Below are 23,454 nucleotides of genomic sequence, written 5' to 3' on the forward strand. Positions count from 1 at the left end.
GTCATCTCCTAAAGCTTAAGCCAGTTTGCCAGCATTTTATCTTTTGATTTAAAATCTTTTGCGATCTGAGCAAGGTGCCTGCTGATGTCTTCTAAATCTGAAATCGTATTTTGTAATGAGGCGATGTACGCTTTTTCGGCATGAACATCGTAAAAGAGCGGATTGCCTTTTTTGTCAAACGACTGCGCCAGGTTTTTCAGCGTATTGTTTACATCTTCGAGTGTCAGCTTGTCGTATAAACCGTGGCCGACTTGACGGTAGGTATCGTGTTTCAGGTCGTTGATTTCGGCGTCGTGTTCCTGATAAGCGTTTTCGGCTTCGCGTTTCATCGTCCGCAGATCGTTGATCATCGCATTTACTTTTTGCGCGAGCTGTTTGGCAACGGCGGGTGTTACTTTAATTGCGCCACTTCCGGATGCAACTTCCGGTGGGAGCATCGCTTTTAAATTTTTGTCATAAATGAGCTCATCGCCCTCTATATTTTGAACGTTGCCGTTTTCGTCGAAGGTGAAGTTATTACTTCCGACCCAATGCGTATCAGGCATTCCTAAGATTGCGGTCTGAAAGAAATACCCAGCGTTTTGCCCGATTTGTTGGAATACATCGCCCTGCATTCTCGCCTCGCGCACCGCATTTGATAATTCAGGGTCCTTCGTATAAATTGTCGTACCGTTGTGCCGGTCATACTCGTTCCACCAGCCGGCCCCGACCATATCATCCGGGTTGATAATCGATTTTATGGATCGGTCATATTCACCGTTATTAATTTTTTTTTGCTGCTCCGCAGAGTGTAGGTGGACGATTGAAGGGCTGTTAAACGCTACGGCATAGACATTATTGTTGACCGCACTGTATTCAGCTTCTGCGCCGCCGAGAGAATGTCCGGTTGTTGAAATGACCGTCGAGGTGCCTTTATACTTTTGTTTAACTTCCCGCACCAGATTGTCAGCTTGCCCGATTTGGGACGTTTTCGTAATTAACTTGTAGTTACCGGTGCTAAGCATCGAGTCTTGTGTCGGAGTTCCGTTATATTTTCCGAGTGTTTTAGAAGTATCTTTCGCATCTTTTTCGACTATGTAGTGTTCCTTCTTTTTCGGGTCAATTCCCATTACAACGTTCCCGCCGTCAGCGTCAATAACATCTTGGAAGAATTGGTTCTTAGGATCTGTTCCCGCGAAGGCTACGACGACGTTTTTTGGTGTGTCAGGTTTAACCCATTTACCGTCCTTTTTCTTCGCTTGAACAAATACATACGCGTCGAGTCCGGTGTCAGAGTCCCTTTTAATTTTATCAACGTAATAAGCCTTATTTGATTTACTCTCTATAGGTGTTCTATCCTTGAAAGCTTCTTTCATTTTATTGCTACTATATGTGTTTTGGCTAAGAAAATAATAATCCTTATCTGTTAAATTAGGAATATCGCTCTTTTTATTCATGTACATAACCCCGCAAACTATGTAAAATGTTATGAGGAAAGGATGGTTTTATGAAAAAATACATAATTATCCTTCTTGCTCTGGTCATTATAACATTTGGAGGAATATTTATGAAGCAACAAAATGATAACAGAGAGAAAGAAGAGCTTTATAATTTGGCTAAGGAAAGAATGACAGACTTTATTAAAACGAATTATGAGGACATTAAGTCAATTGATTATTCTGATGACTACGAAGTGAACCCAATGGGCGGAATTGATATTAAAGGGTATCTAAATGGTGATAAGCAAAAGAAAATATGGGGTATTTATGATAAGTCAAATGACGAAGTAGGGTCCTTCACAGTCGATGCTGAAAGAAAGCCCGAATGTAAAGATAAAATTTGCGATTATTAATAAAAGGTCCGACTCGATTGAGCGGGCTTTTTTCTATTTTTATCTCACGTTTGTTTAACTAATCAGTTTTATTACCCCTGATAATAAATAATGTTGTGATATCATTTCTAGTATTTGTTTTAAACCTACCGTAAAGCATTACATCGTTACAGGCATGAAGGGTGAGCTTTACCCGGTGGAAAAAGAGATTTTCGAAGAGATTTACGAGAAAGTTAGCGAATGACTGAGGAGCCAAATAAACGGTGCCCGTTAAACTCAGATCCCTGAGAAATCTATATTAATTTTTGATGAACCTGTCGTGATATTTCCCTAATGAGGATGTCGATATTAGTCCGTCATAGATGTTTTGGGTACGCCATAAAAGAAAAGATTGCGGATATTAAAGAACCCTTTTAAAATGAGTGAACCTTTTTCCTTACTTCTACAACGTTCCCATGAATAGCCGGAACGATTTAGCTCAGCTCAATCTTGTGAGGAAGGGTATACTTTAGAAAAAGCTTAATATACTGAGGTGAATATTGAAAATATGGATTCGGCATTGAATAATTTAATCATCAGTTGCCATTACGCTTTATTGGGGGCAATTCCATACAAATTAAGGGGACTCGCAGTCAAGTTAGAAAATGAAACGTTATACTGGAAAGGCTATTTTAACGGGGAACCGACAGACGATGAAATAGAAATGCTGAGCGTAGCTTGTACAGAGGTACTTGCTGACTTTCCACATATTAAGGACTGTGAAGAAGAGTATATCAATCATAAGTTTCCTTTAAAAATGGATAAATTACAGTTTTGGGCATTTTTAAGATGGGAAGACAACGAGCATGATGAAATAGGCTGTAAAACACTTTATTATAATTTGTTACGGAGTTTGGTGTGAAGTGTAATAAACGAAAGGTGAATTCATTTTAAGATTATAGGGATTAAAGCTTTAATATGATAGTTGGTTATCGGGAAACCACTTTCAAAAACGCACAAGTTCACAATAATAAAAAGATATTCATGTTGATTAGGCGTGCATCATTGCACGTCTATTCTTTTTGGAAAGAACTTTTACCTAGAACTAAAGAACTCAAAAAGCGAGAATGACACAAATTTTATTAGTTCTATTGTCTTATTTTTTATGCATAATACCAAAAATACACTTCAAATGATTTATAATGAAGCGTGCCTAATAATTAGCAAACATGGAACGTGATTCAATAAAAACGTATAAGGTTATTGCAGTATGAACTGGAGGATACAGTTTTGAAATATAAAAAAGCAGCAGCGCTTGGAATTGGTTTACTTTTATTTATAGGCGGATGTCAGAACAGAGAGGAGTCTGACATTAGCGTCCAAGATTACACAGGACAAGATTTTCATATTCAGAGCAGGGGTTATCAGAAAGAAACCGCTGAGATCGCGGAAGCGCATCGAGATGAGGTTGAAAAAACCGTAAAAGATTATTTCTTGGATCAATATAGAACAAAGGTAAAAGTCCATAACATTGTCGGAGGGCATGGATTTGTTACTGTGTATGCTGAATCGGTCGGAAAATTGCATTTCTACACAAGTGCAAAAATTAAAATTGATTTGGACAAGAAAGAGGTGCAGACTGACGCGATCCGTTCATCGGAGTTGGACGTGAAAGACTCGATTACAAGCGCGATATACGCATTGGCTTTTGAAGACGAATTTGCCGCGCTAGATTACTATTTAGAGAAGCTAACAGAAGAAGAGCCGATTGTAGGCAAAACGCAGGCAGCCGTTGATAACACAAGCGGTAAGGGATATCAGACGCCTTATTATGCTGTTTCTTTAACTGCTGATTGGAAGGATGACCTTTATTCAGCATATTTAGAAAACCCGAAAAGAAGCAAACAAGACTGGCAGGAAAAATTAGAAGATGAAGAAATCACCCCAAAATCATGTGATATCAATATAAATTTATATATGAAAAAAGCACATACAAGGCCAAGTGAACGCATTTATAATCAAGTGGTGCAGGATATTGAAGACATGGAAGAGCTGGCACCAGGGACTTACAGCATTTACTTGAATGACAATAGAATCGATAAAAACTTAGGATTTAATCCAAGAAAAAGCACGCTTGGACGATAATGTCTTCCTAAACTGATCATGAAATTGAAAATGTACTGATACGGAGATCTATTTTAAAATAATGTTTTAAGGAGCCGGAAAGCGGTCGGGTATTTCATTTCATTCCGCACGGTCGCCGGTTTTTTCAGCTGTTCAATCAAAAAGCGGCATCGATTACGGCGCGGCGCGATGCTTCACAAACTTCTTCGGGACGATGCAGGGAACAGAGGAAAAAAACCGCCGGACCCGGGTGGCAGACGGTTTTTCCTTTTGCAGAAAAACTTGTGGAAATAAAGCTGCGTGGAAATCGTGAATATGTGCTGTAAAGGGCGGCTGATTAATGCAGGGAATCTTTAATAATTTTATAGTTTTTATGATTGACGACGGTTAAGGAGTCCAGTTCCAAGTCTCTGTAGTTTTCCATAATCGTAACATCGACGATCACAGAGTTTTCGTTTACTTTCTCTACGATTCCGGTGAGTCCGTTTTTAAATTCGATGACGTTCCCGACTTTTGCAATTTTCAAGTGACTTCCTCTCCTTTAAAGTAAATTAACCTATTGAAAGTATTTTGCAATATTTTCTTGGAGAAGTAAAGCAATTTGGGAAGCGGCATCACTATTGTTGTACCCGGTGTGACTTAATGTTATAGTTAATTAGTTAAAGATGATGAGAGAAAAGGGGAGAGAACAGGTGACAGAGCAAAATGCCATCGATCAGATCGAGCAATTAAGGTCAGGGAGCATTCATGAACTCCACGTAAAAAAAGAAGATTTTCTTTCTTTCAGAGCCATCTTAACAAAGCAGGAAGATTTTAAGCATTTTCGCGGCATTGCCCAGCATGGCGGAGATATTATATTTCAATATATGAAAGAGGCAAGAAGCTGAAAAAGGCTTTCTCAGACCGGCTGAGAAAGCTTTTTTTATTTGTGTGAAGCCATATGTTTCTGGAGATTTTGGTATTCTCTGCATGAAATCGTCCGGCCGTCTGCAATAATGTGACAACCGGACAGTTTGATGGAAGGGATGCCAACATTTTGGCAATGAAATCAGCGATTCGTCTTGTTAGTGTAAAACATATGTTTTTTTCGATGAAGATTTGACAAGGAGGAAGGAAATGAAATCGAAATTTGCTGCGCTAGCTGCGTTTTTAATCTGCATGCTGCCGGCAGCAAGAATCGAACATGCTCAAGCTGTCATGTTGTTCTCGAAAAAAGATAAACAGGAAATGGAACGGCTGATGGAAAGCCTTAAACAGGAAGAAAATCCTGCTTTTCAATTAACAGATGAAAAAAGCTTCATTGAAGCCGCGCATCTGCCGGCTGAAGAGGAGCAGGAAAAAGAAGAAGCTGATGAAGAGACGACGGATCTTTCACATAAAGAAAAAGATCTTTTATCAAGGCTTGTACATGCCGAAGCGAAAGGCGAGTCATTTGAAGGAAAAGTGGCTGTTGCCAATGTCGTCCTGAACCGGGTGGAAGACGGCCGATTTCCTGACAGCGTAAAAAGCGTGATCTATCAAAGAAACGCTTTTGAGCCCGTTCTAAACGGCAGCATCGAGAAAAAAGCAGACCGCGAATCAGTTGAAGCTGTGGAAGAAGCGGTAGATCAAAATAAAAAAGAAACAGACGCTTTATTTTTCTATAATCCCGACATCGCTTCTGATGACTGGATTAAAACAAGAAAAGTCGTGAAGCGCATCGGCAATCATGTCTTTGCGATCTAAAAAGCAGTCAGGGCCATCCGCCTTGACTGCTTTTTATATGCAATTCTTTCTCACTTTTCACCCCCCAAGAAAAAATTTGTTTTTGATACTTTATGAAAATCAATTTTCAATGAAAAAGAAAATAATTTTTAGACTTGTCTCATATGATGGGATAAACCCGTGAGACAAGGAGAGACCTCATGAACCGTTTTGTAAAAGGAATTGTTCTTCTTTCGCTAGCTGCTTTTTTTGCAGAATGTCTTGAATTTGTCATCAACATGATTCTTGCACGGGAGCTTGGCGAGCATGGCATGGGGCTCTACATGAGTGTTTTGCCTTCCATTTTTTTAGTTGTGGTGATTGCGAGCCTTGAGCTGCCTGTATCGATATCGAAGTTTATCGCCGAGTCCACCCCGAAGCTGCACGAAAGCATGCTGAAACATGCATTGCGGATGACTGCGGTCTGCACGGTTTTTTCCACGGCAGCTGCAGTGATCATTCTTCCATTTATTCCGGTTTTTGATTCTTACCACCCTCTGATCAGAGGGCTTGTGATCGGGATGATCCCTACGGTTGCCTTTACGTCGATCGCGAGAGGCTACTTCATGGGCGTTCAGCAAATGGGTAAAATCGCAACGGCGAATGCCCTGAAAAAAATCTTTCAGCTCATCGGCTTGTTTTTATTTTTTCAATGGTATTCCTTTGAATTGGATACTTCTCTTCTGATCTCGTTGTTTGTCCTTGTTGCAAGTGAAGTGGTCGTGTTTGTTTATCTGTTTTCTCAGTTTGTTTTGGTCAGGCGCGCCGCTCAAAAAGGGCAGCAGATCCACCTGCGGAGAAATGATGTTTTAAAGCGCCTGCTCACTGTTTCGATCCCGACGACAGGGCTGCGCGTTTTTCACGCTGTGACAAACGCAGTTGAACCTTTTTTGGTGAAGGGGACGCTGCTTGCCGCTGGCGTATCGAGAACATCGGCCATCGACCAGTTCGGCATGCTTTCGGGGGTGGCGATGACAATCGGCTTTTTTCCGGCTTTCATCGCCCATTCACTGATGGTCGTCATGATCCCGAGCATTTCCGAAAGCTACGCTTACGGACAATACGAAAGAGTGATCAAACGGATTAAACAGGCGATCTTCATCACGCTGTTTTACGGCATACCGTCCGTTATGGTGATGTATCACTTTGCAGAGCCGCTGACCCACTTATTTTTCGATTCGGTTAAGGCGTCGTTTTACCTGAAAATGCTGTGGCCGTATTTTTTATTTCACTTTTTTGCCATGCCGTTTCAGGCCTGTTTAATCGGAATGGGGTTGGCCAAAGATGCCTTTTATCATAATGTATGGGCCAGTGTTTTGTCGTTTTTGATGATGTATGTTCTCGGATCCATGCAGACATTGCAGATGACGGGGATCATCCTAGCGATGAATACCGGAATGATTTTGCTGACGGCGCTGCATTATGTGACGATTTGCAAAGAGCTGGGCGTCACGCTTTTTTTGACAAACAAATCCCGATCTCCGAGAATTGAAAGCCGCTGATTGACCCTCTTCATAGTTTTGGTTTTTGCGGGGAAGCTAATACTAAAAAGAAGGGGAGTTCATATGCGAAGAATCAGTCTTATTTATCCGCTCATCCTGGTGCTTTTTTTCGGAGCCTTCGTATTTCAGCCGCAGGCCTCTGCAAAACATGCTTCTCCGGCAGTCATGCAGATGAACACGGTGGAGGGGCAGCGCGTCGTCATTCCCGCCGAAGGCCAAAAGACGATCGTTCATTTTTGGACGACCTGGTGTCCGCCGTGCCGTGAAGAGCTTCCGCGATTCCAATCCTACTATGAAAGCAAGCAATCCGGAGTAAAGCTCGTGACCGTGAATCTGCTGAATGCCGAAAAAAACGAACAGAAGGTGAAACAGTTTATTAAAGCAAACAAGCTGACATTTCCGATCGTTTTTGACAAAAAGGGCGAAATGATGAAAGCCTACAATGTCATGACGATTCCAACAACATTTTTCTTTAACGAAAAAGGAGAGCTGGAGAAATCGGTTGTCGGACCCATTACTGTGGAACAAATGAAAGAATGGGCAGGGAAAAGCTGAGCCGGGGGTTCAGCTTTTTTTTGAAATCTAAATGATAATTAATATCATGAAGAAATTATAATAATTATTATTTGAAAACGTAGAAAGCCGTGCTATAATGAGAAATAGAAAAGGGTGTGTTCAATGGACAAGAAGCAGTCATACCCTTTATATAAATAAAATACTCCATGTTTATGCTGCCGATGAGGCGGCAATTTGTTTTTTAAGAAGGAAATTGACGATGAATTACATTCTCAATTAGGGAGGATATTGGAGATGCAATTAGAGATCGGGAAACAATCGCAGCAGAACCGTCACACGTTTCATTTTGAAAATTGGAGGCAGCACGGGGAATTGATTGCTGCGCTTTTGTCGGGTTTGTTGATTCTTGCAGGCTGGCTGTTGTCCGGCAATAAAACATTGTCCGTTGTTCTGTTTATTTTAGCTTTTTGTATCGGCGGCTTTGCCAAAGCGAAAGAAGGCATACAAGAAACGTTGGCGGAAAAAACGCTGAATGTTGAACTTCTGATGATTTTTGCGGCGGTCGGGTCAGCGCTGATCGGCTACTGGGCTGAAGGGGCCGTGTTAATTTTTATCTTTTCTCTCAGCGGGGCGCTTGAAACGTATACATTAAATAAAAGCAAACGCGATTTGACATCTCTGATGAAATTGGAGCCGGAGGAAGCCGTTTTGCTCGAAGAAGAAAGAACAAGAACCGTGGCGGCGGCCGATCTTCAAGCGGGCGACCTCATTCTTATTAAACCCGGGGAACGCATTGCGGCAGACGGGGAGATCGAATCGGGAAGAACGAGTATCGACGAATCGGCACTAACGGGTGAATCAATCCCCGCGGAAAAAACCCTCGGAGACGCGGTTTTTGCGGGTACAGTCAATTTGAGCGGATCGCTCACCGTCCGTGTCACAAAGACAAATGAAGATTCGTTGTTCAAAAAGATCATTCGGCTCGTTGAGTCTGCACAAAACAGTGTTTCGCCGTCACAGGCGTTTATTGAGCGGTTTGAAAATATTTATGTTAAAGGGGTTTTGCTTGCTGTCGGACTGCTGCTCTTTCTGCCACATTTTCTGCTTGGCTGGAGCTGGAGCGAGACATTTTACAGAGCGATGGTGTTCATGGTCGTCGCTTCGCCGTGTGCCCTTGTCGCTTCAATCATGCCTGCCGCGCTGTCTTTGATCTCGAATGGCGCAAGAAACGGCCTGCTTGTCAAAGGCAGTGTTTTTCTTGAAAAACTCGGCAACAGCAAAATCGTTGCATTGGATAAAACGGGAACGATTACGAACGGAAAGCCCGGCGTGGAAGATATGCTTTTAGCTGCTGATATCGAGGAGCGCGAATGCTTGGAGGCTGCTGCTGCGATTGAGAAGCAGTCAGGCCATCCGCTTGCCAAAGCGATTGTCGAGTATGCAGAAGCAAAAGGTATCGAGCTTCCCGCAAATGTGTCGATCGAGGAGACGTCAGGGTTTGGCGTTCAGGCTCGATATAATGGAGAGACATGGCTGATCGGCAAAGCCGGATTTGTCGGGGAAGAGGCAGCCGGGCAATTTCTCACGACGGCTGTTCAGGAGCTTGCCAAGCAGGGAAAAACAATTGTGTTCGTGAAAAAAGGCGAAAAAATCGCGGGGTGTTTTGCATTAAAAGACCAAATCAGACCGGAAGCTAAAGCGGTGATCGAAGAGCTGAATGCGCTTGGTGTTCAGACGGCAATGCTGACCGGGGACCAGCCTGAAACCGCAGCGGCCATCGCACGAGAAGCGGGCTTGAAAATCGTCGTTTCAGAATGCCTTCCTGACAGAAAAGTAGAGGAAGCGCAAAAGCTGAAAAAAACATACGGAACAATCGTTATGGTGGGAGACGGAATCAATGATGCACCGGCCCTTGCCGCCGCTGATGTGGGGATCGCAATGGGGGGAGGCACAGATGTCGCACTGGAAACAGCGGATGTTGTTTTAATGAAAAACGAATTGACAGGACTGACCAAAATGATTCGGCTCTCCCGGAAAATGAATACGATCATTAAACAAAACGTGATTTTCTCTCTTGGTGTGATCTGTCTTTTAATCTGCAGCAACTTTCTTCAAATTCTTGATCTGCCACTCGGTGTCATCGGACATGAAGGCAGCACGCTGCTTGTTATTTTAAACGGTCTCAGGCTGTTGAAATCCTAAATAAAGAAACGGCTGCATGCTAACGGCAGCCGTTTTTTCACATCAGAGGGCTGTTTGAGGAAGAGGCGGCAATAATCGAAGCGGGTGGCATCCCCACAATACATAAGCGGTGAGCAAGAGACGGGAAAAACTGATACAATGGATGTGATGCTTTTACATGTTAAATGTATGGTACGGAAACTGTCTCAAGGAGTGAAAAGGAGCATGGAAAGAATTAAACAAATCTCTTCCTGGCTGAAAGAAAAAAACATATCTTCGGCTTTTATTCATTCAAAAGAAAACGTATTTTATCTTACCGGCTTTTATACAGAACCGCACGAACGGCTGATGGGCGTTTTTATTTTTCAAGATGAAGAGCCGTTTTTTGTTTGTCCGCAAATGGAGGCCGGTCAGGCGAGAGCAGCCGGCTGGGCGTATGAGATCATCGGATACGGGGATCATCAAAACCCTTGGGAACTCATATCTTCAGCGCTTCAAAAGCGAAACAGCCAATGTTCAAAAGTGGCGGTTGAAAAAGAAACGCTTGCTCTGTCGCGCGCCGAAATGCTGCAGGCGGTCACAAGCGGTGCGGAGCTTGTCTCTGCGGAAGAAAGGCTGAACCAAATCCGCGTCATCAAAGACGAAAAAGAAATCAGCATCCTCCGTGAAGCGGCCAAGCTTGCCGATTACGGAGTCGAAGCAGGAGCCGCCGCATTAAAAGAGGGGATAGCGGAAATCGATGTCGTCGCTAAAATCGAGTATGAGCTGAAGAAAAAAGGAGTCCAGGGGATGTCGTTTTCCACAATGGTCCTTTTCGGAGAAAAGTCAGGACAGCCGCACGGAAACCCGGGCAGCCGCACGCTTAAGCCGGGCGATTTCGTCCTCTTTGATTTAGGCGTGATCATTGACGGATACTGCTCTGATATTACAAGAACGCTCGTGTATCAAAATGTGAGTGAAAAACAAAAAGAAATATATGATACGGTGCTTCAGGCCGAAACAGAGGCGCTTAAGATGAGTAAGCCCGGTGTCAGAATCGGCGATCTTGATTTAAAAGCGCGCGGTATCATCGAAAAAGCGGGCTATGGCGATTACTTTCCTCACCGTCTCGGGCATGGGCTCGGGATTTCGCCTCATGAATACCCGTCCATGAGCCATAACAATGATGAGCTTTTAAAACAAGGTATGGTATACACGATTGAACCCGGCATCTATGTGCCGGAAATCGGAGGGGTGCGCATCGAGGATGATGTACTTGTCACTGCCGATGGAGCAGAAGCGCTGACAAAGTATCCAAAAGAGCTGACTGTCATTTCATAAAAAACGGAACCCGCGCCCGCGCGCGGGTTCTTTTTTATGCTGACGTGAATCGTTTGTCTTATTACCCGCGTCAATCCTTTGAAATGAAAAAATCGTCAAAGGAACGGAATGGTTTGATCTCGTGTTTTTCTTTAAGCGGTTTCATCGCTGCTTTTGAAGACAGTACGATAACGATACATAATAGAATCAGAATGAAGATACCCATTTTTCTTCCCCTTTCTGGAATGAAAACGTGTTCAGCACCGGTGCTGCCTTCATTCTAAATTATGAAACGCTTTCCATATCAAGCCCTAAATTAATAAAAAACCCTGATGTCAGGGTTTTCAGGAATTTTGCCGAGCCGCTTAATATGATTGACGTTGAAAAAGTCTTCTGATGATCGTTTGATGAATGAATCTACAGCGCCTTTTTGTTTTTATTATGGGGATTTAGATTGATCAAAAGATAATCGGATTGCATCATTATTCTCATGTGAAAAATTTGTATACTAAGCTCAAAAGAAGGGAGGGATTAAATGGGACAAACGCTGACAAATTAAATCTGCCGCAGACAATTTCATCTCTCATCCAGATATTTCAGTCCCCGCAATGATTGCGGATTCACCCCCACACAAATAAGCGTTAAAAAACTTCTCTAATGATTTGAAGTCCATTATCTATGAAAGGAAGCTAGCAAAGAGTGAAAACATTAGGATATGTACTGTTTTTGTCGATATTTGCTTTTGTCAGTATCGTACCGGCAGCTGACGCGAAAGTGATTGATCATGACAAAGTGCAAGGCTTCAGTGAAGTAACCCCTGTGACGGTTTCTCAAAAAGCGGCCAAACGTTTTCAGCCTTATTTAAAGGTCGCAAGCGGCTGCGTGCCTTTTCCCGCAGTTGACGCACAAGGCAATACAAGCGGAGGCCTGGAGCCTACCGGAGCGCCCGAAGGACACTGCAGCAAAAGCGTGGGACAAGTGTACTCCCGCTCTGCATGGTACAATGGAGTATGGGCGATTATGTACGCATGGTATTTTCCTAAAGATTCACCTCTGCCTTTTAAAGCATTCGGCCATCGACATGACTGGGAAGGAATCGTCGTATGGATCGATAACCCGGCAAATCAAAATCCAAAAGTGTTTTCCATCGCTTATTCTCAGCACGGTAAATTTCAAAAAACAGCTCCAAACAACAAGATCATGGAAGGTGATCATCCGAAAATCCGCTATGATGCTCCTCAAGCACCGATTAACCACAGTTTATATGTGGACAGCGCAAAGGGCGGAACCCAGCCTCTCATCGGATGGGAAGATTTGACGCCCGCCGCAAGAAACGCATTGAACACGACGGATTTCGGAAGCGCAAACGTTCCTTTCAATGATCACAATTTCATGAATAACCTTGGAAAAGCATGGTTTAGATAAAAATATTTCGTGTATCGGCTGATTGTGAAATATTTTCATATCAGCCGGTTTTTTTCTCCGTACATCTTCTTCACTGTTTTCTTCATATTTATAGAACCCCGAAAAAAATTTCGAAAACGATCAAAATCCACGTCTCCAAGCGATATAATTTCTTTATGACGCGAAATGATCCGGCATGTATGAAAAGATTTGAAAGAAAGAAGGGAAACGAATGGCAAATATCAGGGAAATAGCTGAAACCGCAGGGGTTTCCATCACGACTGTTTCAAGGGTTCTCAACGGCCATCCGTATGTCAAAGAAGAAAAACGCCAAAAAGTTCTTGAGACGATTGAACGTCTCGAATATGCAAGGAATATGCATGCCGTTCATTTATCCAAAGGCTTTTCAAATATGATAGGTGTTGTGCTGCCGACCATCGGCCTCCCTTATTTCGGCGAGCTGCTGGAAGGAATCGCTGAAGAAGCTGCAAAGGAAGGCGTTCACTTTTCGCTTTATCAAACAAATTATCAATTGGAAAAAGAAATTTTTGCATTGGAGCAGCTGAAACAAAGACAGGTGGACGGCCTGATTTTCTGTTCAAAAGCGATGTCTGATGAAGCGCTTTTGGACTGGCATGAGACCGGTCCGTTCATTCTGTGCCAGGACTCAAGCGAACGGTATTTTTCAACGGTCAGCATTCCGCACAAAGATGCTTTCCGGTTAGGACTGGATTTTTTGATTGAAAAGGGGCACACAAAAATCGCCATTGGTTTGGCAAGGAAAAATGGCATGAACAGCCATTTTCGCCTTGAGGCATACAAGGAAGCTTTGGCCGCGATCGGGGAGCCTTACCGGGAAGAATGGGTATTCGAGCGGTCGCTGACGATAACCGACGGGCAAAAGCTGTTCTCTGAATGGAGAGAGATGGAGGAGAAGCCGACAGCTGTTTTTATCGCCAACGACCAAGTAACAGCTGGTATGTTTCTTGAAGCGCAGCGTCATCAGGTGGATATTCCCGGAAGCCTCGCCATTTTAAGCTGTGACAACCAGCCAATCAGTGAAGTGCTGGGCATTTCAACGATCAAAATTAATATAAAGGAAATGGGGAAGCATGCGTTTCGCCTTTTGCGAAAAAGAATCGGCGGTGCCGGCCCGGAAAAACAGACCGTTCCATACAAGCTGATCAAAAGGGCGACTGTGTAATGTAATCAAAACATCAATCATTTTCCAGACAGTGATCAAATTTCGACATTTTTCATCAAAAAGGTCAAAATAAATTGACGCGCTTTCATGAGTTTTGTACGATATGAGAGATTGATGACAAAAAGGAGCTGAGGATCGTGAACAGATCCTTTACCGTTGAAAAGGTACTCAACAACAACGTTTTAATCGCTCTCCATGATGATTACAGAGAAGTTGTCTTGATTGGCAAAGGAATCGGTTTTGGCAAAAAGCGCGGAGATCTTATCGAACATGAGAACTATGAAAAAATGTTTATCTTGGAAAATGATAAGGAACAATCGCAGTATAAGAAGCTCCTCACTTATGTCGATGAAAAAATGGTTGATATCGCCAATGATGTTATCTACCATATCGCGCAAAAAATCGGCCAGCCGCTGAACGAACACATTCATGTCGCGTTGACGGACCATATCGCATTTGCGGTTAAGCGCTTAGAAAAGGGATTTGATATGAAGAATCCGTTTTTGCTTGAGACGGAATCGCTTTATCCGAAGGAATACGAAGTCGCCAAAGAAGCCGTCGATATGATAAATGAAAAATCAGACATTCAGCTGCCTGAAGGCGAAATCGGGTTTATCGCACTTCATATCCACAGTGCGATGACGAACCGCCCGCTTTCTGAAGTCAATCAGCATTCCCAACTGATCTCCAGGCTTGTCCAGGTCATCGAGGATTCGTTCCAGATGCAGGTCAACAGGGAAAGTGTGAACTATTTGCGGCTGATCAGGCACTTGCGCTTTACGATCGACAGGATTAAACGGGACGAGCCGATTCAGGAGCCGGAAAAATTAATGTTATTGTTGAAAACGGAATATCCGCTGTGTTACAATACTGCTTGGAAGATGATCAAGATCTTGCAGCAAGCGCTCAAGAAACCGGTTCATGAGGCAGAAGCCGTTTATTTGACATTGCATTTGTACCGTTTAACTAATAAAATTTCATAACGCCTTTATAACGTGTTACTGATTCGATCAGGCATGAGTGAAAAAAGGGAAGAAATGAAGACGCTGTCTTTTGTTTCTTAGTGTACCCGCTTTCACCCATGCCTTTTTTGTCGTTCTAAAGGCGAAATGTAAACGGTTTATTTGGATGAAAAAGCAGTCTTTTGAACGAAGTTGTCATGAATTTTTGCTGTAAGGTCAAACTATCCTTAGAGGGGGTTAAAACATGTTTAAATCGCTATTTGGCGTTCTGCAAAAAATTGGACGGGCGCTGATGCTTCCTGTTGCGATCCTGCCGGCTGCAGGGATTCTGCTCGCGCTTGGTAATGCCATGCAAAATCCGCAGATGACAAAAGTCGCACCATTCTTAACGAACAGCACCGTTCAGCTTGTTGCGAAAGTGATGGAAAGTTCAGGTGACGTCGTGTTCACCAACTTGGCGCTCCTTTTCGCAGTCGGGGTTGCCATCGGTTTGGCTAACGGCGACGGTGTTGCCGGAATCGCCGCTATTATCGGATATCTTGTTATGAATGTCACGATGAGTGCAGTGCTTCTTCAAAACGGTTCGATTCCAAGCGACGCAGTTGAAAGAGCACAGTTCTTTACTCAAAACCATCCGGAATACACGACAATGCTCGGCATACCGACATTGGCAACGGGGGTATTCGGGGGTATTATTGTCGGTGTCCTGGCCGCTGCCATGTACAACCGATTCTACACAATCGAGCTTCCGCAGTATTTAGGATTCTTTGCCGGAAAGCGCTTTGTTCCGATCATTACATCGATTTGTGCATTGCTGCTGGGACTCGTCATGCTGTTTATCTGGCCGCCGATCCAAGGCGCGCTGAACAGCTTTTCGACAAACTTGCTTGCAGCAAATGAAGCGGTCGCAGCTCTCATTTTCGGAATGATTGAGCGGGCCCTCATCCCGTTCGGTCTGCACCATATTTTCTACTCGCCGTTCTGGTACGAGTTCTTCAGCTATACGAATCAGGCGGGAGAAATTGTCCGCGGTGACCAAAGAATTTTCATGGCGCAAATCAAAGACGGCGTCGATTTGACAGCGGGTACATTTATGACCGGTAAGTATCCGTTCATGATGTTCGGTCTTCCTGCGGCAGCGCTCGCTATTTATCATGAGGCAAAACCGCAGAACAAAAAGCTTGTTGCCGGTATTATGGGTTCAGCAGCATTGACATCATTCTTAACAGGGATCACTGAGCCGATCGAATTCTCATTCTTGTTCGTCGCTCCGATTCTGTTTGCGATTCACTGTGTGTTTGCCGGCCTGTCATTCATGATGATGGACATTTTAAATGTTAAGATCGGGATGACATTCTCCGGCGGTTTGATCGACTACTTCCTGTTCGGAATTCTGCCGAACCGTACAGCTTGGTGGCTTGTCATTCCTGTCGGTTTAGTCCTGGCTGTCGTCTACTACTTCGGATTCAGATTTGCCATCCGCAAGTTCAACTTGAAAACGCCTGGACGCGAAGATGCAGCTGCAGAATCCGCTGATGAAGGCAAAGAAGCAGCAGGAGATCTTCCTTATCAAATTCTAGAGGCGATGGGTGACCAAGAAAACATCAAACACCTTGACGCTTGTATCACAAGACTTCGCGTCACAGTCAACGATCAGAAGAAAGTTGACAAAGAGCGCTTGAAAAAACTCGGCGCATCCGGCGTGCTGGAAGTCGGCAATAACATCCAAGCGATTTTCGGACCAAGATCCGACAATTTAAAATCGCAAATGCAAGACATTATGTCAGGCCGCACGCCGCGTCCTGAAAAAGCACCAAACGCTGCCGAGGAAGTAGAGCAGCAAATCGAAGAAGTCATGGTCGAGCCTCTTCAAAATGAATCAGGTGAAGAAGTATTCGTTTCACCGCTTGCTGGTGAGCTTCATCCGATTACAGATGTTCCGGATCAAGTATTCTCCGGAAAAATGATGGGCGACGGATTCGCGATTCTTCCTGCAGAAGGCACAGTTGTGTCACCTGTAAGAGGGAAAGTGCTGAACGTGTTCCCGACAAAGCATGCGATCGGTCTGCAGTCTGACGGCGGCAGAGAAATTCTGATCCACTTTGGAATCGATACGGTCAGCCTGAAAGGTGAAGGCTTCACTGCATTTGTTTCTGAAGGTGACCGGGTTGAGCCGGGCCAGAAACTGCTTGAAGTCGACATTGAAAAAGTGAAGGACAGCGTACCTTCCCTGATGACGCCGATCGTGTTCACGAACCTTCAAGAAGGCGAAAGCGTGAGCTTAAAGGCAGAAGGCAATGTCAGCCTGACACAGGACGATATCGTCCGCGTTGAAAAATAAATTCACAAAATGGCCGTACTTGTCAGATGACATGTACGGCTGTATGATATAATATTGTGAATGTACTAAAAGCTTTAAATTAAAAGGAGATTGATAAAAAATGGCACAAAAAACGTTTAAAGTAACTGCAGATTCTGGAATCCACGCTCGTCCAGCGACTGTTCTTGTACAAACAGCAAGCAAATATGATGCAGATATTAATTTGGAATATAACGGAAAAACCGTCAACCTTAAATCAATTATGGGTGTTATGTCACTAGGTATTGCTAAAGGTGCTGAAATTACGATTTCTGCTTCCGGCGCTGATGAAAATGATGCTCTTTCCGCACTTGAAGAAACAATGAAAAGCGAAGGTTTAGGCGAATAATGCTTGAACTAAAAGGAATAGGCGCTTCAGCCGGTATTGCGATCGCAAAAGCATATCGGCTTGAGGAGCCTGATCTAACGGTTGAAAAGAAAAACATCTCTGATTCTGATGCGGAAGTAAATCGTTTTGAAGACGCCATCGAGCGTTCTAAAAAAGAGCTTGAAATCATTAAAAACCATGCATTGAAAGAGCTTGGAGAAGATAAAGCGGAAATCTTTTCTGCACATTTGTTAGTATTAAGCGATCCGGAACTGTTAAACCCGATTAAAGACAAAATCAAATCGGACTCCGTCAACGCGGAATTCGCTTTAAAAGAAACGGCCGACATGTTCGTCACAATGTTCGAGTCGATGGATAACGAATATATGAAAGAACGCGCCGCAGACATCCGCGATGTCACCAAGCGTGTCACAGGGCATCTTCTCGGCGTTGAAATTCCGAACCCGAGTCTGATTTCCGAAGAGGTCATCATCGTAGCCGAAGACTTGACACCGTCTGATACAGCGCAACTAAACCGCAACTTTGTTAAAGGGTTTACAACAGATATCGGCGGACGGACGTCCCACTCAGCCATCATGGCGCGCTCGCTTGAAATTCCGGCCGTTGTCGGCACAAAAGCGGCAACAAAAGGCATTCAAAACGGCGTAACAGTGATCGTTGACGGTATCAATGGCGATGTCATCGTTGATCCTGCCCAGGAAACAATCAGCGAATACGAAGAAAAGCATCAAGCCTTCCTGGCGCAAAAAGCCGAATGGGCGAAGCTTGTCAATGAACCGACTGTAACGAATGACGGACATCATGTGGAACTTGCCGCTAATATCGGTACACCTGATGATGTAAAAGGCGTTCTGGAAAATGGAGGAGAAGCAGTCGGCCTTTACCGGACTGAATTCCTTTACATGGGCAGAGACCAGCTTCCGACTGAAGAGGAGCAATTTGATGCCTATAAAACCGTTCTTGAGCGTATGGAAGGCAAATCAGTTGTCGTTCGTACTCTTGATATCGGCGGAGACAAAGAGCTTCCATATTTAGAACTGCCAAAAGAAATGAACCCTTTCTTGGGATACAGAGCGATCCGTCTTTGCCTTGATGAGCAAGAGATTTTCAGAACGCAGCTTCGTGCGCTGCTTCGGGCAAGTACATATGGAAACTTAAAAATTATGTTCCCTATGATCGCGACTGTAAACGAATTTAAAGAAGCGAAAGCAATTCTTTTAGAAGAAAAAGAAAAGCTGAAAGCTGAAGGTCAACAAGTTTCCGAAGACATTGAAGTCGGTATGATGGTTGAAATCCCTTCAACAGCTGTGATCGCTGATCAATTCGCTAAAGAAGTGGATTTCTTCAGCATCGGAACGAATGACCTGATTCAATATACGATGGCTGCTGACCGGATGAATGAGCGGGTATCTTACCTTTACCAGCCGTACAATCCTGCGATTCTCCGCCTGATCACGCTTGTCATTGAAGCGGCCCATAAAGAAGGAAAATGGGTCGGCATGTGCGGCGAAATGGCGGGAGATGAAATCGCGATCCCGATCCTGCTCGGTCTTGGACTGGACGAGTTCTCAATGAGCGCGACGTCAATCCTGCCGGCAAGAACGCAAATCAGCAAGCTTTCTAAAAAAGAGACGGAATCGTTCAAAGAGCAAATTCTGTCCATGAGCACAACAGAAGAGGTTGTACAATTCGTAAAAGAAACCTTCAATATGGCATAAGCGATTGAAAATCCGGACAGGCATAACCAATGCCCGTCCGGGTTTTTTTGTTGATCTGAATGATCTCGGCTGCGGCGGAAATAATACATGTGACCAATAGTTAGAAAGGGGGATTTTGATATGCCCAGGCAGCCATTCAAACCGGGTGATGAGGTCTATGTCATTTACCGGAACCCGCATGCCGCCAATGTCGCGCATATAAAGGAAGCTGAAGTCGTTGATCACCCGCTTCACGAAGGTGAACTGGCATTGTTTATGTATGATACATATCACGCCTTTGCCGAAGATGATGCAGTTTTTTCTTCATATGAAGAGGCGGAACGGCTTTACCGTGAGTTATTTGACGGGGTATGAAAATATTACCGGTATATCACATCCTCTAAATGCAAAAAGTAACGGAAATAAGCAAAGGATGTGTCTGTTTCCAATGGTAAAACCGTTTGTTCCCCAGCTCGTCTATATTGAACCGAGAGCGCTGGAATACCCGCTGGGAAAAGAGCTGAGGGATAAATTTTCAAACATGGGGCTTGAGATCAGGGAAACGACTTCACACAATCAGGTGAGGAATATCCCGGGGGAAGGCCACCTGCAAAAATACAGAAATGCGAAATCCACTTTGGTCATCGGCGTCAGAAAAACATTGAAATTCGATTCATCAAAACCGTCCGCAGAATACGCGATTCCGTTTGCAACAGGGTGTATGGGTCACTGCCATTACTGCTATCTGCAGACGACAATGGGCAGCAAGCCGTATATCAGAACGTACGTCAATGTGGAGGAAATACTTGATCAGGCGGACCAGTATATGAAAGAACGCGCTCCCGAGGATACGCGGTTTGAAGCTTCTTGCACATCTGATATTGTCGGGATTGATCATTTGACACACACATTAAAGCGTGCAATTGAGCATTTCGGTCAATCCGACCACGGTAAATTGCGTTTCGTGACAAAATTCCATCATGTCGACCATTTGCTTGATGCCAAGCACAACGGAAAAACGCGTTTCCGCTTCAGCGTAAATGCCGATTATGTCATCAAAAGTTTTGAACCCGGCACATCCCCTTTGGATAAACGGATCGAAGCCGCCGTGAAAGTAGCGGAAGCAGGCTATCCGCTTGGTTTTATCATCGCTCCGATTTATATTCATGACGGCTGGCAGGAAGGCTACAGAGTGCTGCTCGAAAAGCTCGATCGTGCGCTGCCGCAGCATGCTAGGCGCGACATTACCTTTGAAATGATCCAGCACAGATTCACGAAGCCGGCAAAAAGAGTCATTGAAAAAAACTATCCAAAGACAAAGCTCGAACTGGATGAAGAAAAACGGCGCTATAAATGGGGCAGATACGGGATTGGCAAATATATATACCAGAAGGATGAAGAAGCAGAGCTTCGCAGCGCCCTTGAAACGTATATTGATAACTATTTTCCCGAAGCAAAAATCGAATATTTCACATAACAGAGCTTTAGCCGGAAAAGCTCTGTTTTTTGTTTTGAGATGTTAAAAAAGGGTTTTTCCACTCCATTAAGACCGCATAATGAAGCGATTCCTCATCTTCAATGTAGCCGGGAATCACGCAAACCGGCGATCGTCCGCACTGGAGCAGGAATGAGAGCACGGGATCGCGCTTTTCCCCGTCCAATACAGCTTGAACATACTGTTCGGGCGTCATTTCTTCAGCCGACTTGTGATAATGGGGAATCCGTCCGCCGCCAATGAGCCGCTTGAGCCCTTTAAAAACCGTCAGTTCATACATGGACTGCATCAGCCGCTTTCCGATGCCGAGTTTTCGATAGTGAGGGGACACGGAAATATCGACGACATAAAGGGAGTTTCCATCGTTTTGATGTGTGCCGATATACCCGTTGTCTGTCACTTCGTCCCAGCTGTGGTGAGGATGATGCGGATCAAAATCAGTCATGAGCGCCGTCATCGAACCGATGATTCGGCCTTCGGAAACCGCGCAAAGTGCACCATCGGGAAATCGTTCAATATGGGAATGGAGCTGCTTTTCATTCCACAAAAGGTCTTCCGGAAACGGAGGCGGAAAGCATTCTCTTTGGAGTGCAATCAAATCGGGAATATCTTTGTTGTTGTAATTGCGGATGTCCACCTGCTGATAAGAAATGCCGTTATCGACGTAAAACTGTTTATAGATCGCCCATCACTCCTTTTGATATTTCCTTCATTATACCGTTATTTTAGCAGGCTATCTTAATTTTGCGAAATTTTGGCCGATAAAAAGAATATGAAGGTGCATGTAAAGGAGGGTTTCATTTGTTTAAAAAACTGCATGTCAAAATTGCCGGATTTGTTGCCATCCTGCTGATTTTGACGGTTATCGTCCTACAGTTTTCCACAACACATTTGTTGAAATCGATGCTTGAAGATCAAGCAAAAGAATCGACTTCAAGTCTGCTTAACTCGATCAAAGGTAATATCGAGCTTCAATTAGAAAACTATAAAATCGCTTTAAATCGTATGAGCGACAGTCGAATGGCGCAGTCATTTTTAGAAGATGATCAAAATAAATTATTGGGCAGACTGATCAACGACGAATTAAAGCAAATCAAGGATAAAAACGAATTTGTCACCAATGCGTATATAGCGACTTCAAAAAAAGATATATGGATATACCCGAAAGCCGAATTTGATAAAGATTTTGACCCGACGACCCGGCCCTGGTACACATCGGCTGCCAAAACGTCTGATCAAGTGATCTGGACAGAGCCGTATCAAGATGTCGTGTCTGGAGAGATGATGGTCGCAGCGGCTAAAGCAGTCGTTGTCGACAATAAAGTATTAGGCGTCATCAGCTTAGATATTTCATTGAATTCATTAAACAAAATTATCGAAAATCAAAAGATGCCATATGACGGCTACGCATTTATTTTGGACCAAAACGGGACAATGCTTGCCCACCCGTCAAAACAAGGTGACGATATATCGAAAGACAAAACATATCGGGACATCCCGTCATCCAAAGACGGAATCAAAGTAGGCAAAGATACTGTGATCGCTTATCAGACCGTCGGTGGTACGGGCTGGAAAGTCGGTACGCAATTCGACACGGCGAAGCTGATGTGGGTCGCACAGGAAATGAACAAAATGGTCATGATCGTTTCAATCATTGCTTTGGCAGCGGCGATCATTTTAAGCTATTTCCTTGCCAAAACGATCACAGGCCCGATTAAGCAGCTGATTGCCAAAACAAAGGCTGTCGCGGGCGGTGATTTGACGGTCCAGACAGCAGCTGCCTCAAAAGACGAAATCGGTATATTAACAAAAGACTTCAACAAGATGGTCGAAAACATGAAAGAAATGATTGTGCAAGTCGGAACCTCGTCCGGAAAAGTATCGAAAACGACCGATCAATTAAGCGCTGTTTCAAAAGAAACGGTTTCTGCGAGCGATGAGATTGCCAAAGCAATCGAAGAAGTGGCGACAGGTGCGACAGAACAAGCGGCAGAGATCGAAAATGTAAATGAACAATCCGAACGGCTATCTGTCAAAATTAAAGAAATTGAACATCATGCCGACAGCATCAAGAAGCTTTCGAGAACATCAGAAGATGCAAGCTATACAGGAATCGATGCCCTCGGGCAGCTGCTTGCAAAATCAAATGAAGCCAACTCGGAGACGAAGAAAGTGGAACATATGCTTTTGCAGCTTGAAGAAAAAACGAAAAACATTGAAGAGGTTGTTACAGCCATCTCGGCGATCTCTGATCAAACAAACCTGCTTGCTCTGAACGCCAGCATTGAAGCAGCCCGTGCCGGCGAAAGCGGACGCGGTTTTGCGGTAGTTGCAGATGAGGTGAGAAAGCTTGCCGAACAATCGGCGGTCTCTTCACAGCATATCAGTGAAACGGTCAAGCAGATTCAGCTGGAAACGAAAGAAGCCGTATCAGCGATGACGGAAGCAAGCAAGATGAATGAAGAGCAAAATGGAATGATTCATGAGACAGGAGAAGCGCTCAGCAAAATTACTGCAGAAATGCAGGCGCTCGTCAACTCAATTGACCACATTTACTCTGAAATCTCTGGTATGAGCGGAGAACAGCAAAAAATGTCTGATTCGATCCAAAGCATTTCAGCTATTTCCCAGCAGTCAGCAGCGGCTGCGGAAGAGGTCAGCGCTTCGACAAACGAGCAGCTGACAGCGCTGGAAAGCATCGCCAAATCGGCTGAAGCGCTGAGTGAGGCCAATCAAGAATTATTAAATGCGATCAATAAGTTTAACGTGTAATAAAGAAGTCCCTCTTTTTGAAAGAGGGACTTTTTCAACGCTCACAATCCCAATTTTC

The 23,454-nt window shown here is 44.1% G+C and carries 22 protein-coding genes and 1 pseudogene; 19 read left to right on the forward strand and 4 right to left on the reverse strand.

Annotated features, from left to right (window positions below):
• Positions 1 to 8: 8 nt before the first annotated feature.
• Positions 9 to 1,436, reverse strand: coding sequence for a phage hydrolase (locus tag MKZ04_RS02950; RefSeq protein WP_020451164.1), 1,428 nt, complete (start codon positions 1,434 to 1,436; stop codon positions 9 to 11).
• Between the two features lie 50 nt (positions 1,437 to 1,486).
• On the opposite strand from MKZ04_RS02950, the gene MKZ04_RS02955 reads away from it, so the two are divergent.
• From MKZ04_RS02955 to MKZ04_RS02965, 3 genes are all read left to right on the forward strand, one after another.
• Positions 1,487 to 1,831 carry a DUF1433 domain-containing protein gene (locus tag MKZ04_RS02955; RefSeq protein ID WP_023857304.1) on the forward strand — a complete coding sequence of 115 codons (345 nt, stop codon included), beginning with the start codon at positions 1,487 to 1,489 and terminating at the stop codon, positions 1,829 to 1,831.
• Between the two features lie 526 nt (positions 1,832 to 2,357).
• A complete protein-coding gene (locus tag MKZ04_RS02960) occupies positions 2,358 to 2,711 on the forward strand; it encodes a hypothetical protein (protein WP_020451166.1) in 354 nt (117 codons plus the stop codon).
• 368 nt (positions 2,712 to 3,079) lie between these two features.
• Positions 3,080 to 3,934, forward strand: coding sequence for a DUF1672 family protein (locus tag MKZ04_RS02965; RefSeq protein ID WP_020451167.1), 855 nt, complete (start codon positions 3,080 to 3,082; stop codon positions 3,932 to 3,934).
• 316 nt (positions 3,935 to 4,250) lie between these two features.
• On the opposite strand, the gene MKZ04_RS02970 is transcribed toward MKZ04_RS02965, so the two are convergent.
• Positions 4,251 to 4,439, reverse strand: a complete 189-nt coding sequence (locus tag MKZ04_RS02970; protein WP_003181225.1) for a YkvS family protein — start codon at positions 4,437 to 4,439, stop codon at positions 4,251 to 4,253.
• 142 nt (positions 4,440 to 4,581) lie between these two features.
• Between MKZ04_RS02970 and MKZ04_RS02975 the strand changes: the two genes are divergently transcribed.
• The 6 genes from MKZ04_RS02975 (at position 4,582) to MKZ04_RS03000 (ending at position 11,175) form a co-directional block, all read left to right on the forward strand.
• Positions 4,582 to 4,800, forward strand: a complete 219-nt coding sequence (locus tag MKZ04_RS02975) for a hypothetical protein (protein ID WP_371268714.1) — start codon at positions 4,582 to 4,584, stop codon at positions 4,798 to 4,800.
• 229 nt (positions 4,801 to 5,029) lie between these two features.
• Complete coding sequence (locus MKZ04_RS02980) at positions 5,030 to 5,638, forward strand: cell wall hydrolase (protein WP_020451169.1); 609 nt, start codon at positions 5,030 to 5,032, stop codon at positions 5,636 to 5,638.
• Positions 5,639 to 5,817: 179 nt separating this feature from the next.
• Complete coding sequence (locus MKZ04_RS02985; protein WP_020451170.1) at positions 5,818 to 7,158, forward strand: polysaccharide biosynthesis protein; 1,341 nt, start codon at positions 5,818 to 5,820, stop codon at positions 7,156 to 7,158.
• A 63-nt stretch (positions 7,159 to 7,221) separates the two neighbouring features.
• Complete coding sequence (gene stoA / locus MKZ04_RS02990) at positions 7,222 to 7,713, forward strand: endospore biogenesis thiol-disulfide oxidoreductase StoA (protein ID WP_023857302.1); 492 nt, start codon at positions 7,222 to 7,224, stop codon at positions 7,711 to 7,713.
• Positions 7,714 to 7,968: 255 nt separating this feature from the next.
• The gene (locus MKZ04_RS02995) at positions 7,969 to 9,876 is read left to right on the forward strand and encodes a heavy metal translocating P-type ATPase (protein WP_020451172.1); all 1,908 of its coding nucleotides are present in this window, start codon (positions 7,969 to 7,971) and stop codon (positions 9,874 to 9,876) included.
• A 204-nt stretch (positions 9,877 to 10,080) separates the two neighbouring features.
• Positions 10,081 to 11,175, forward strand: a complete 1,095-nt coding sequence (locus tag MKZ04_RS03000; RefSeq protein WP_023857301.1) for a M24 family metallopeptidase — start codon at positions 10,081 to 10,083, stop codon at positions 11,173 to 11,175.
• A gap of 70 nt (positions 11,176 to 11,245) precedes the next feature.
• On the opposite strand, the gene MKZ04_RS03005 is transcribed toward MKZ04_RS03000, so the two are convergent.
• Complete coding sequence (locus tag MKZ04_RS03005; RefSeq protein WP_003181237.1) at positions 11,246 to 11,380, reverse strand: hypothetical protein; 135 nt, start codon at positions 11,378 to 11,380, stop codon at positions 11,246 to 11,248.
• A 473-nt stretch (positions 11,381 to 11,853) separates the two neighbouring features.
• On the opposite strand from MKZ04_RS03005, the gene MKZ04_RS03010 reads away from it, so the two are divergent.
• The 8 genes from MKZ04_RS03010 to splB all read left to right on the forward strand — a co-directional run bounded on the left by MKZ04_RS03010 (position 11,854) and on the right by splB (position 20,606).
• Positions 11,854 to 12,579, forward strand: coding sequence for an NPP1 family protein (locus MKZ04_RS03010; protein WP_023857300.1), 726 nt, complete (start codon positions 11,854 to 11,856; stop codon positions 12,577 to 12,579).
• A 211-nt stretch (positions 12,580 to 12,790) separates the two neighbouring features.
• Positions 12,791 to 13,762: a LacI family DNA-binding transcriptional regulator gene (locus tag MKZ04_RS03015; RefSeq protein ID WP_020451175.1), complete on the forward strand. Its 972-nt coding sequence runs from the start codon at positions 12,791 to 12,793 to the stop codon at positions 13,760 to 13,762.
• A gap of 137 nt (positions 13,763 to 13,899) precedes the next feature.
• The gene (gene glcT / locus MKZ04_RS03020; protein ID WP_003181243.1) at positions 13,900 to 14,745 is read left to right on the forward strand and encodes a glucose PTS transporter transcription antiterminator GlcT; all 846 of its coding nucleotides are present in this window, start codon (positions 13,900 to 13,902) and stop codon (positions 14,743 to 14,745) included.
• A 223-nt stretch (positions 14,746 to 14,968) separates the two neighbouring features.
• Positions 14,969 to 17,065, forward strand: coding sequence for a glucose-specific PTS transporter subunit IIBC (gene ptsG, locus MKZ04_RS03025; protein WP_020451176.1), 2,097 nt, complete (start codon positions 14,969 to 14,971; stop codon positions 17,063 to 17,065).
• A gap of 100 nt (positions 17,066 to 17,165) precedes the next feature.
• On the forward strand, positions 17,166 to 17,432 hold the full coding sequence (locus MKZ04_RS03030; RefSeq protein ID WP_003181247.1) for a phosphocarrier protein HPr: 267 nt from the start codon (positions 17,166 to 17,168) through the stop codon (positions 17,430 to 17,432).
• The gene (gene ptsP / locus MKZ04_RS03035) at positions 17,432 to 19,150 is read left to right on the forward strand and encodes a phosphoenolpyruvate--protein phosphotransferase (protein WP_020451177.1); all 1,719 of its coding nucleotides are present in this window, start codon (positions 17,432 to 17,434) and stop codon (positions 19,148 to 19,150) included. Before MKZ04_RS03030 ends, ptsP begins: the two co-directional genes overlap by 1 nt.
• 120 nt (positions 19,151 to 19,270) lie before the next feature.
• On the forward strand, positions 19,271 to 19,504 hold the full coding sequence (locus MKZ04_RS03040; protein WP_023857298.1) for a transcriptional regulator SplA domain-containing protein: 234 nt from the start codon (positions 19,271 to 19,273) through the stop codon (positions 19,502 to 19,504).
• 73 nt (positions 19,505 to 19,577) lie between these two features.
• Positions 19,578 to 20,606, forward strand: coding sequence for a spore photoproduct lyase (gene splB, locus MKZ04_RS03045; RefSeq protein WP_023857297.1), 1,029 nt, complete (start codon positions 19,578 to 19,580; stop codon positions 20,604 to 20,606).
• A gap of 7 nt (positions 20,607 to 20,613) precedes the next feature.
• Here splB and MKZ04_RS03050 read toward each other — a convergent pair whose 3' ends face one another.
• The gene (locus MKZ04_RS03050; RefSeq protein WP_020451179.1) at positions 20,614 to 21,261 is read right to left on the reverse strand and encodes a GNAT family N-acetyltransferase; all 648 of its coding nucleotides are present in this window, start codon (positions 21,259 to 21,261) and stop codon (positions 20,614 to 20,616) included.
• 266 nt (positions 21,262 to 21,527) lie between these two features.
• Between MKZ04_RS03050 and MKZ04_RS21780 the strand changes: the two are divergent.
• Both MKZ04_RS21780 and MKZ04_RS21785 read left to right on the forward strand, forming a co-directional pair.
• A pseudogene (locus MKZ04_RS21780) lies at positions 21,528 to 22,454 on the forward strand (HAMP domain-containing protein); the annotation flags it as partial.
• A gap of 15 nt (positions 22,455 to 22,469) precedes the next feature.
• Complete coding sequence (locus MKZ04_RS21785; RefSeq protein WP_373367297.1) at positions 22,470 to 23,396, forward strand: methyl-accepting chemotaxis protein; 927 nt, start codon at positions 22,470 to 22,472, stop codon at positions 23,394 to 23,396.
• Positions 23,397 to 23,454 lie beyond the last annotated feature (58 nt).

It is taken from the genome of Bacillus sp. FSL W7-1354 (assembly GCF_038002405.1).
In the GTDB taxonomy this organism is placed as follows: Bacteria; Bacillota; Bacilli; order Bacillales; family Bacillaceae; genus Bacillus; species Bacillus paralicheniformis.

Excerpts from the sequence above, each read along its gene's own strand:
- MKZ04_RS02950 (WP_020451164.1), bottom strand. The coding sequence starts at position 1,436 with ATGAATAAAAAGAGCGATATTCCTAATTTAACAGATAAGGATTATTAT.
- MKZ04_RS02955 (WP_023857304.1), top strand. The coding sequence starts at position 1,487 with ATGAAAAAATACATAATTATCCTTCTTGCTCTGGTCATTATAACATTT.
- MKZ04_RS02960 (WP_020451166.1), top strand. The coding sequence starts at position 2,358 with ATGGATTCGGCATTGAATAATTTAATCATCAGTTGCCATTACGCTTTA.
- MKZ04_RS02975 (WP_371268714.1), top strand. The coding sequence starts at position 4,582 with ATGAGAGAAAAGGGGAGAGAACAGGTGACAGAGCAAAATGCCATCGAT.
- MKZ04_RS02980 (WP_020451169.1), top strand. The coding sequence starts at position 5,030 with ATGAAATCGAAATTTGCTGCGCTAGCTGCGTTTTTAATCTGCATGCTG.
- MKZ04_RS02985 (WP_020451170.1), top strand. The coding sequence starts at position 5,818 with ATGAACCGTTTTGTAAAAGGAATTGTTCTTCTTTCGCTAGCTGCTTTT.
- stoA (WP_023857302.1), top strand. The coding sequence starts at position 7,222 with ATGCGAAGAATCAGTCTTATTTATCCGCTCATCCTGGTGCTTTTTTTC.
- MKZ04_RS02995 (WP_020451172.1), top strand. The coding sequence starts at position 7,969 with ATGCAATTAGAGATCGGGAAACAATCGCAGCAGAACCGTCACACGTTT.
- MKZ04_RS03000 (WP_023857301.1), top strand. The coding sequence starts at position 10,081 with ATGGAAAGAATTAAACAAATCTCTTCCTGGCTGAAAGAAAAAAACATA.
- MKZ04_RS03005 (WP_003181237.1), bottom strand. The coding sequence starts at position 11,380 with ATGGGTATCTTCATTCTGATTCTATTATGTATCGTTATCGTACTGTCT.
- MKZ04_RS03015 (WP_020451175.1), top strand. The coding sequence starts at position 12,791 with ATGGCAAATATCAGGGAAATAGCTGAAACCGCAGGGGTTTCCATCACG.
- ptsG (WP_020451176.1), top strand. The coding sequence starts at position 14,969 with ATGTTTAAATCGCTATTTGGCGTTCTGCAAAAAATTGGACGGGCGCTG.
- MKZ04_RS03030 (WP_003181247.1), top strand. The coding sequence starts at position 17,166 with ATGGCACAAAAAACGTTTAAAGTAACTGCAGATTCTGGAATCCACGCT.
- ptsP (WP_020451177.1), top strand. The coding sequence starts at position 17,432 with ATGCTTGAACTAAAAGGAATAGGCGCTTCAGCCGGTATTGCGATCGCA.
- MKZ04_RS03040 (WP_023857298.1), top strand. The coding sequence starts at position 19,271 with ATGCCCAGGCAGCCATTCAAACCGGGTGATGAGGTCTATGTCATTTAC.
- splB (WP_023857297.1), top strand. The coding sequence starts at position 19,578 with ATGGTAAAACCGTTTGTTCCCCAGCTCGTCTATATTGAACCGAGAGCG.
- MKZ04_RS21785 (WP_373367297.1), top strand. The coding sequence starts at position 22,470 with ATGATTGTGCAAGTCGGAACCTCGTCCGGAAAAGTATCGAAAACGACC.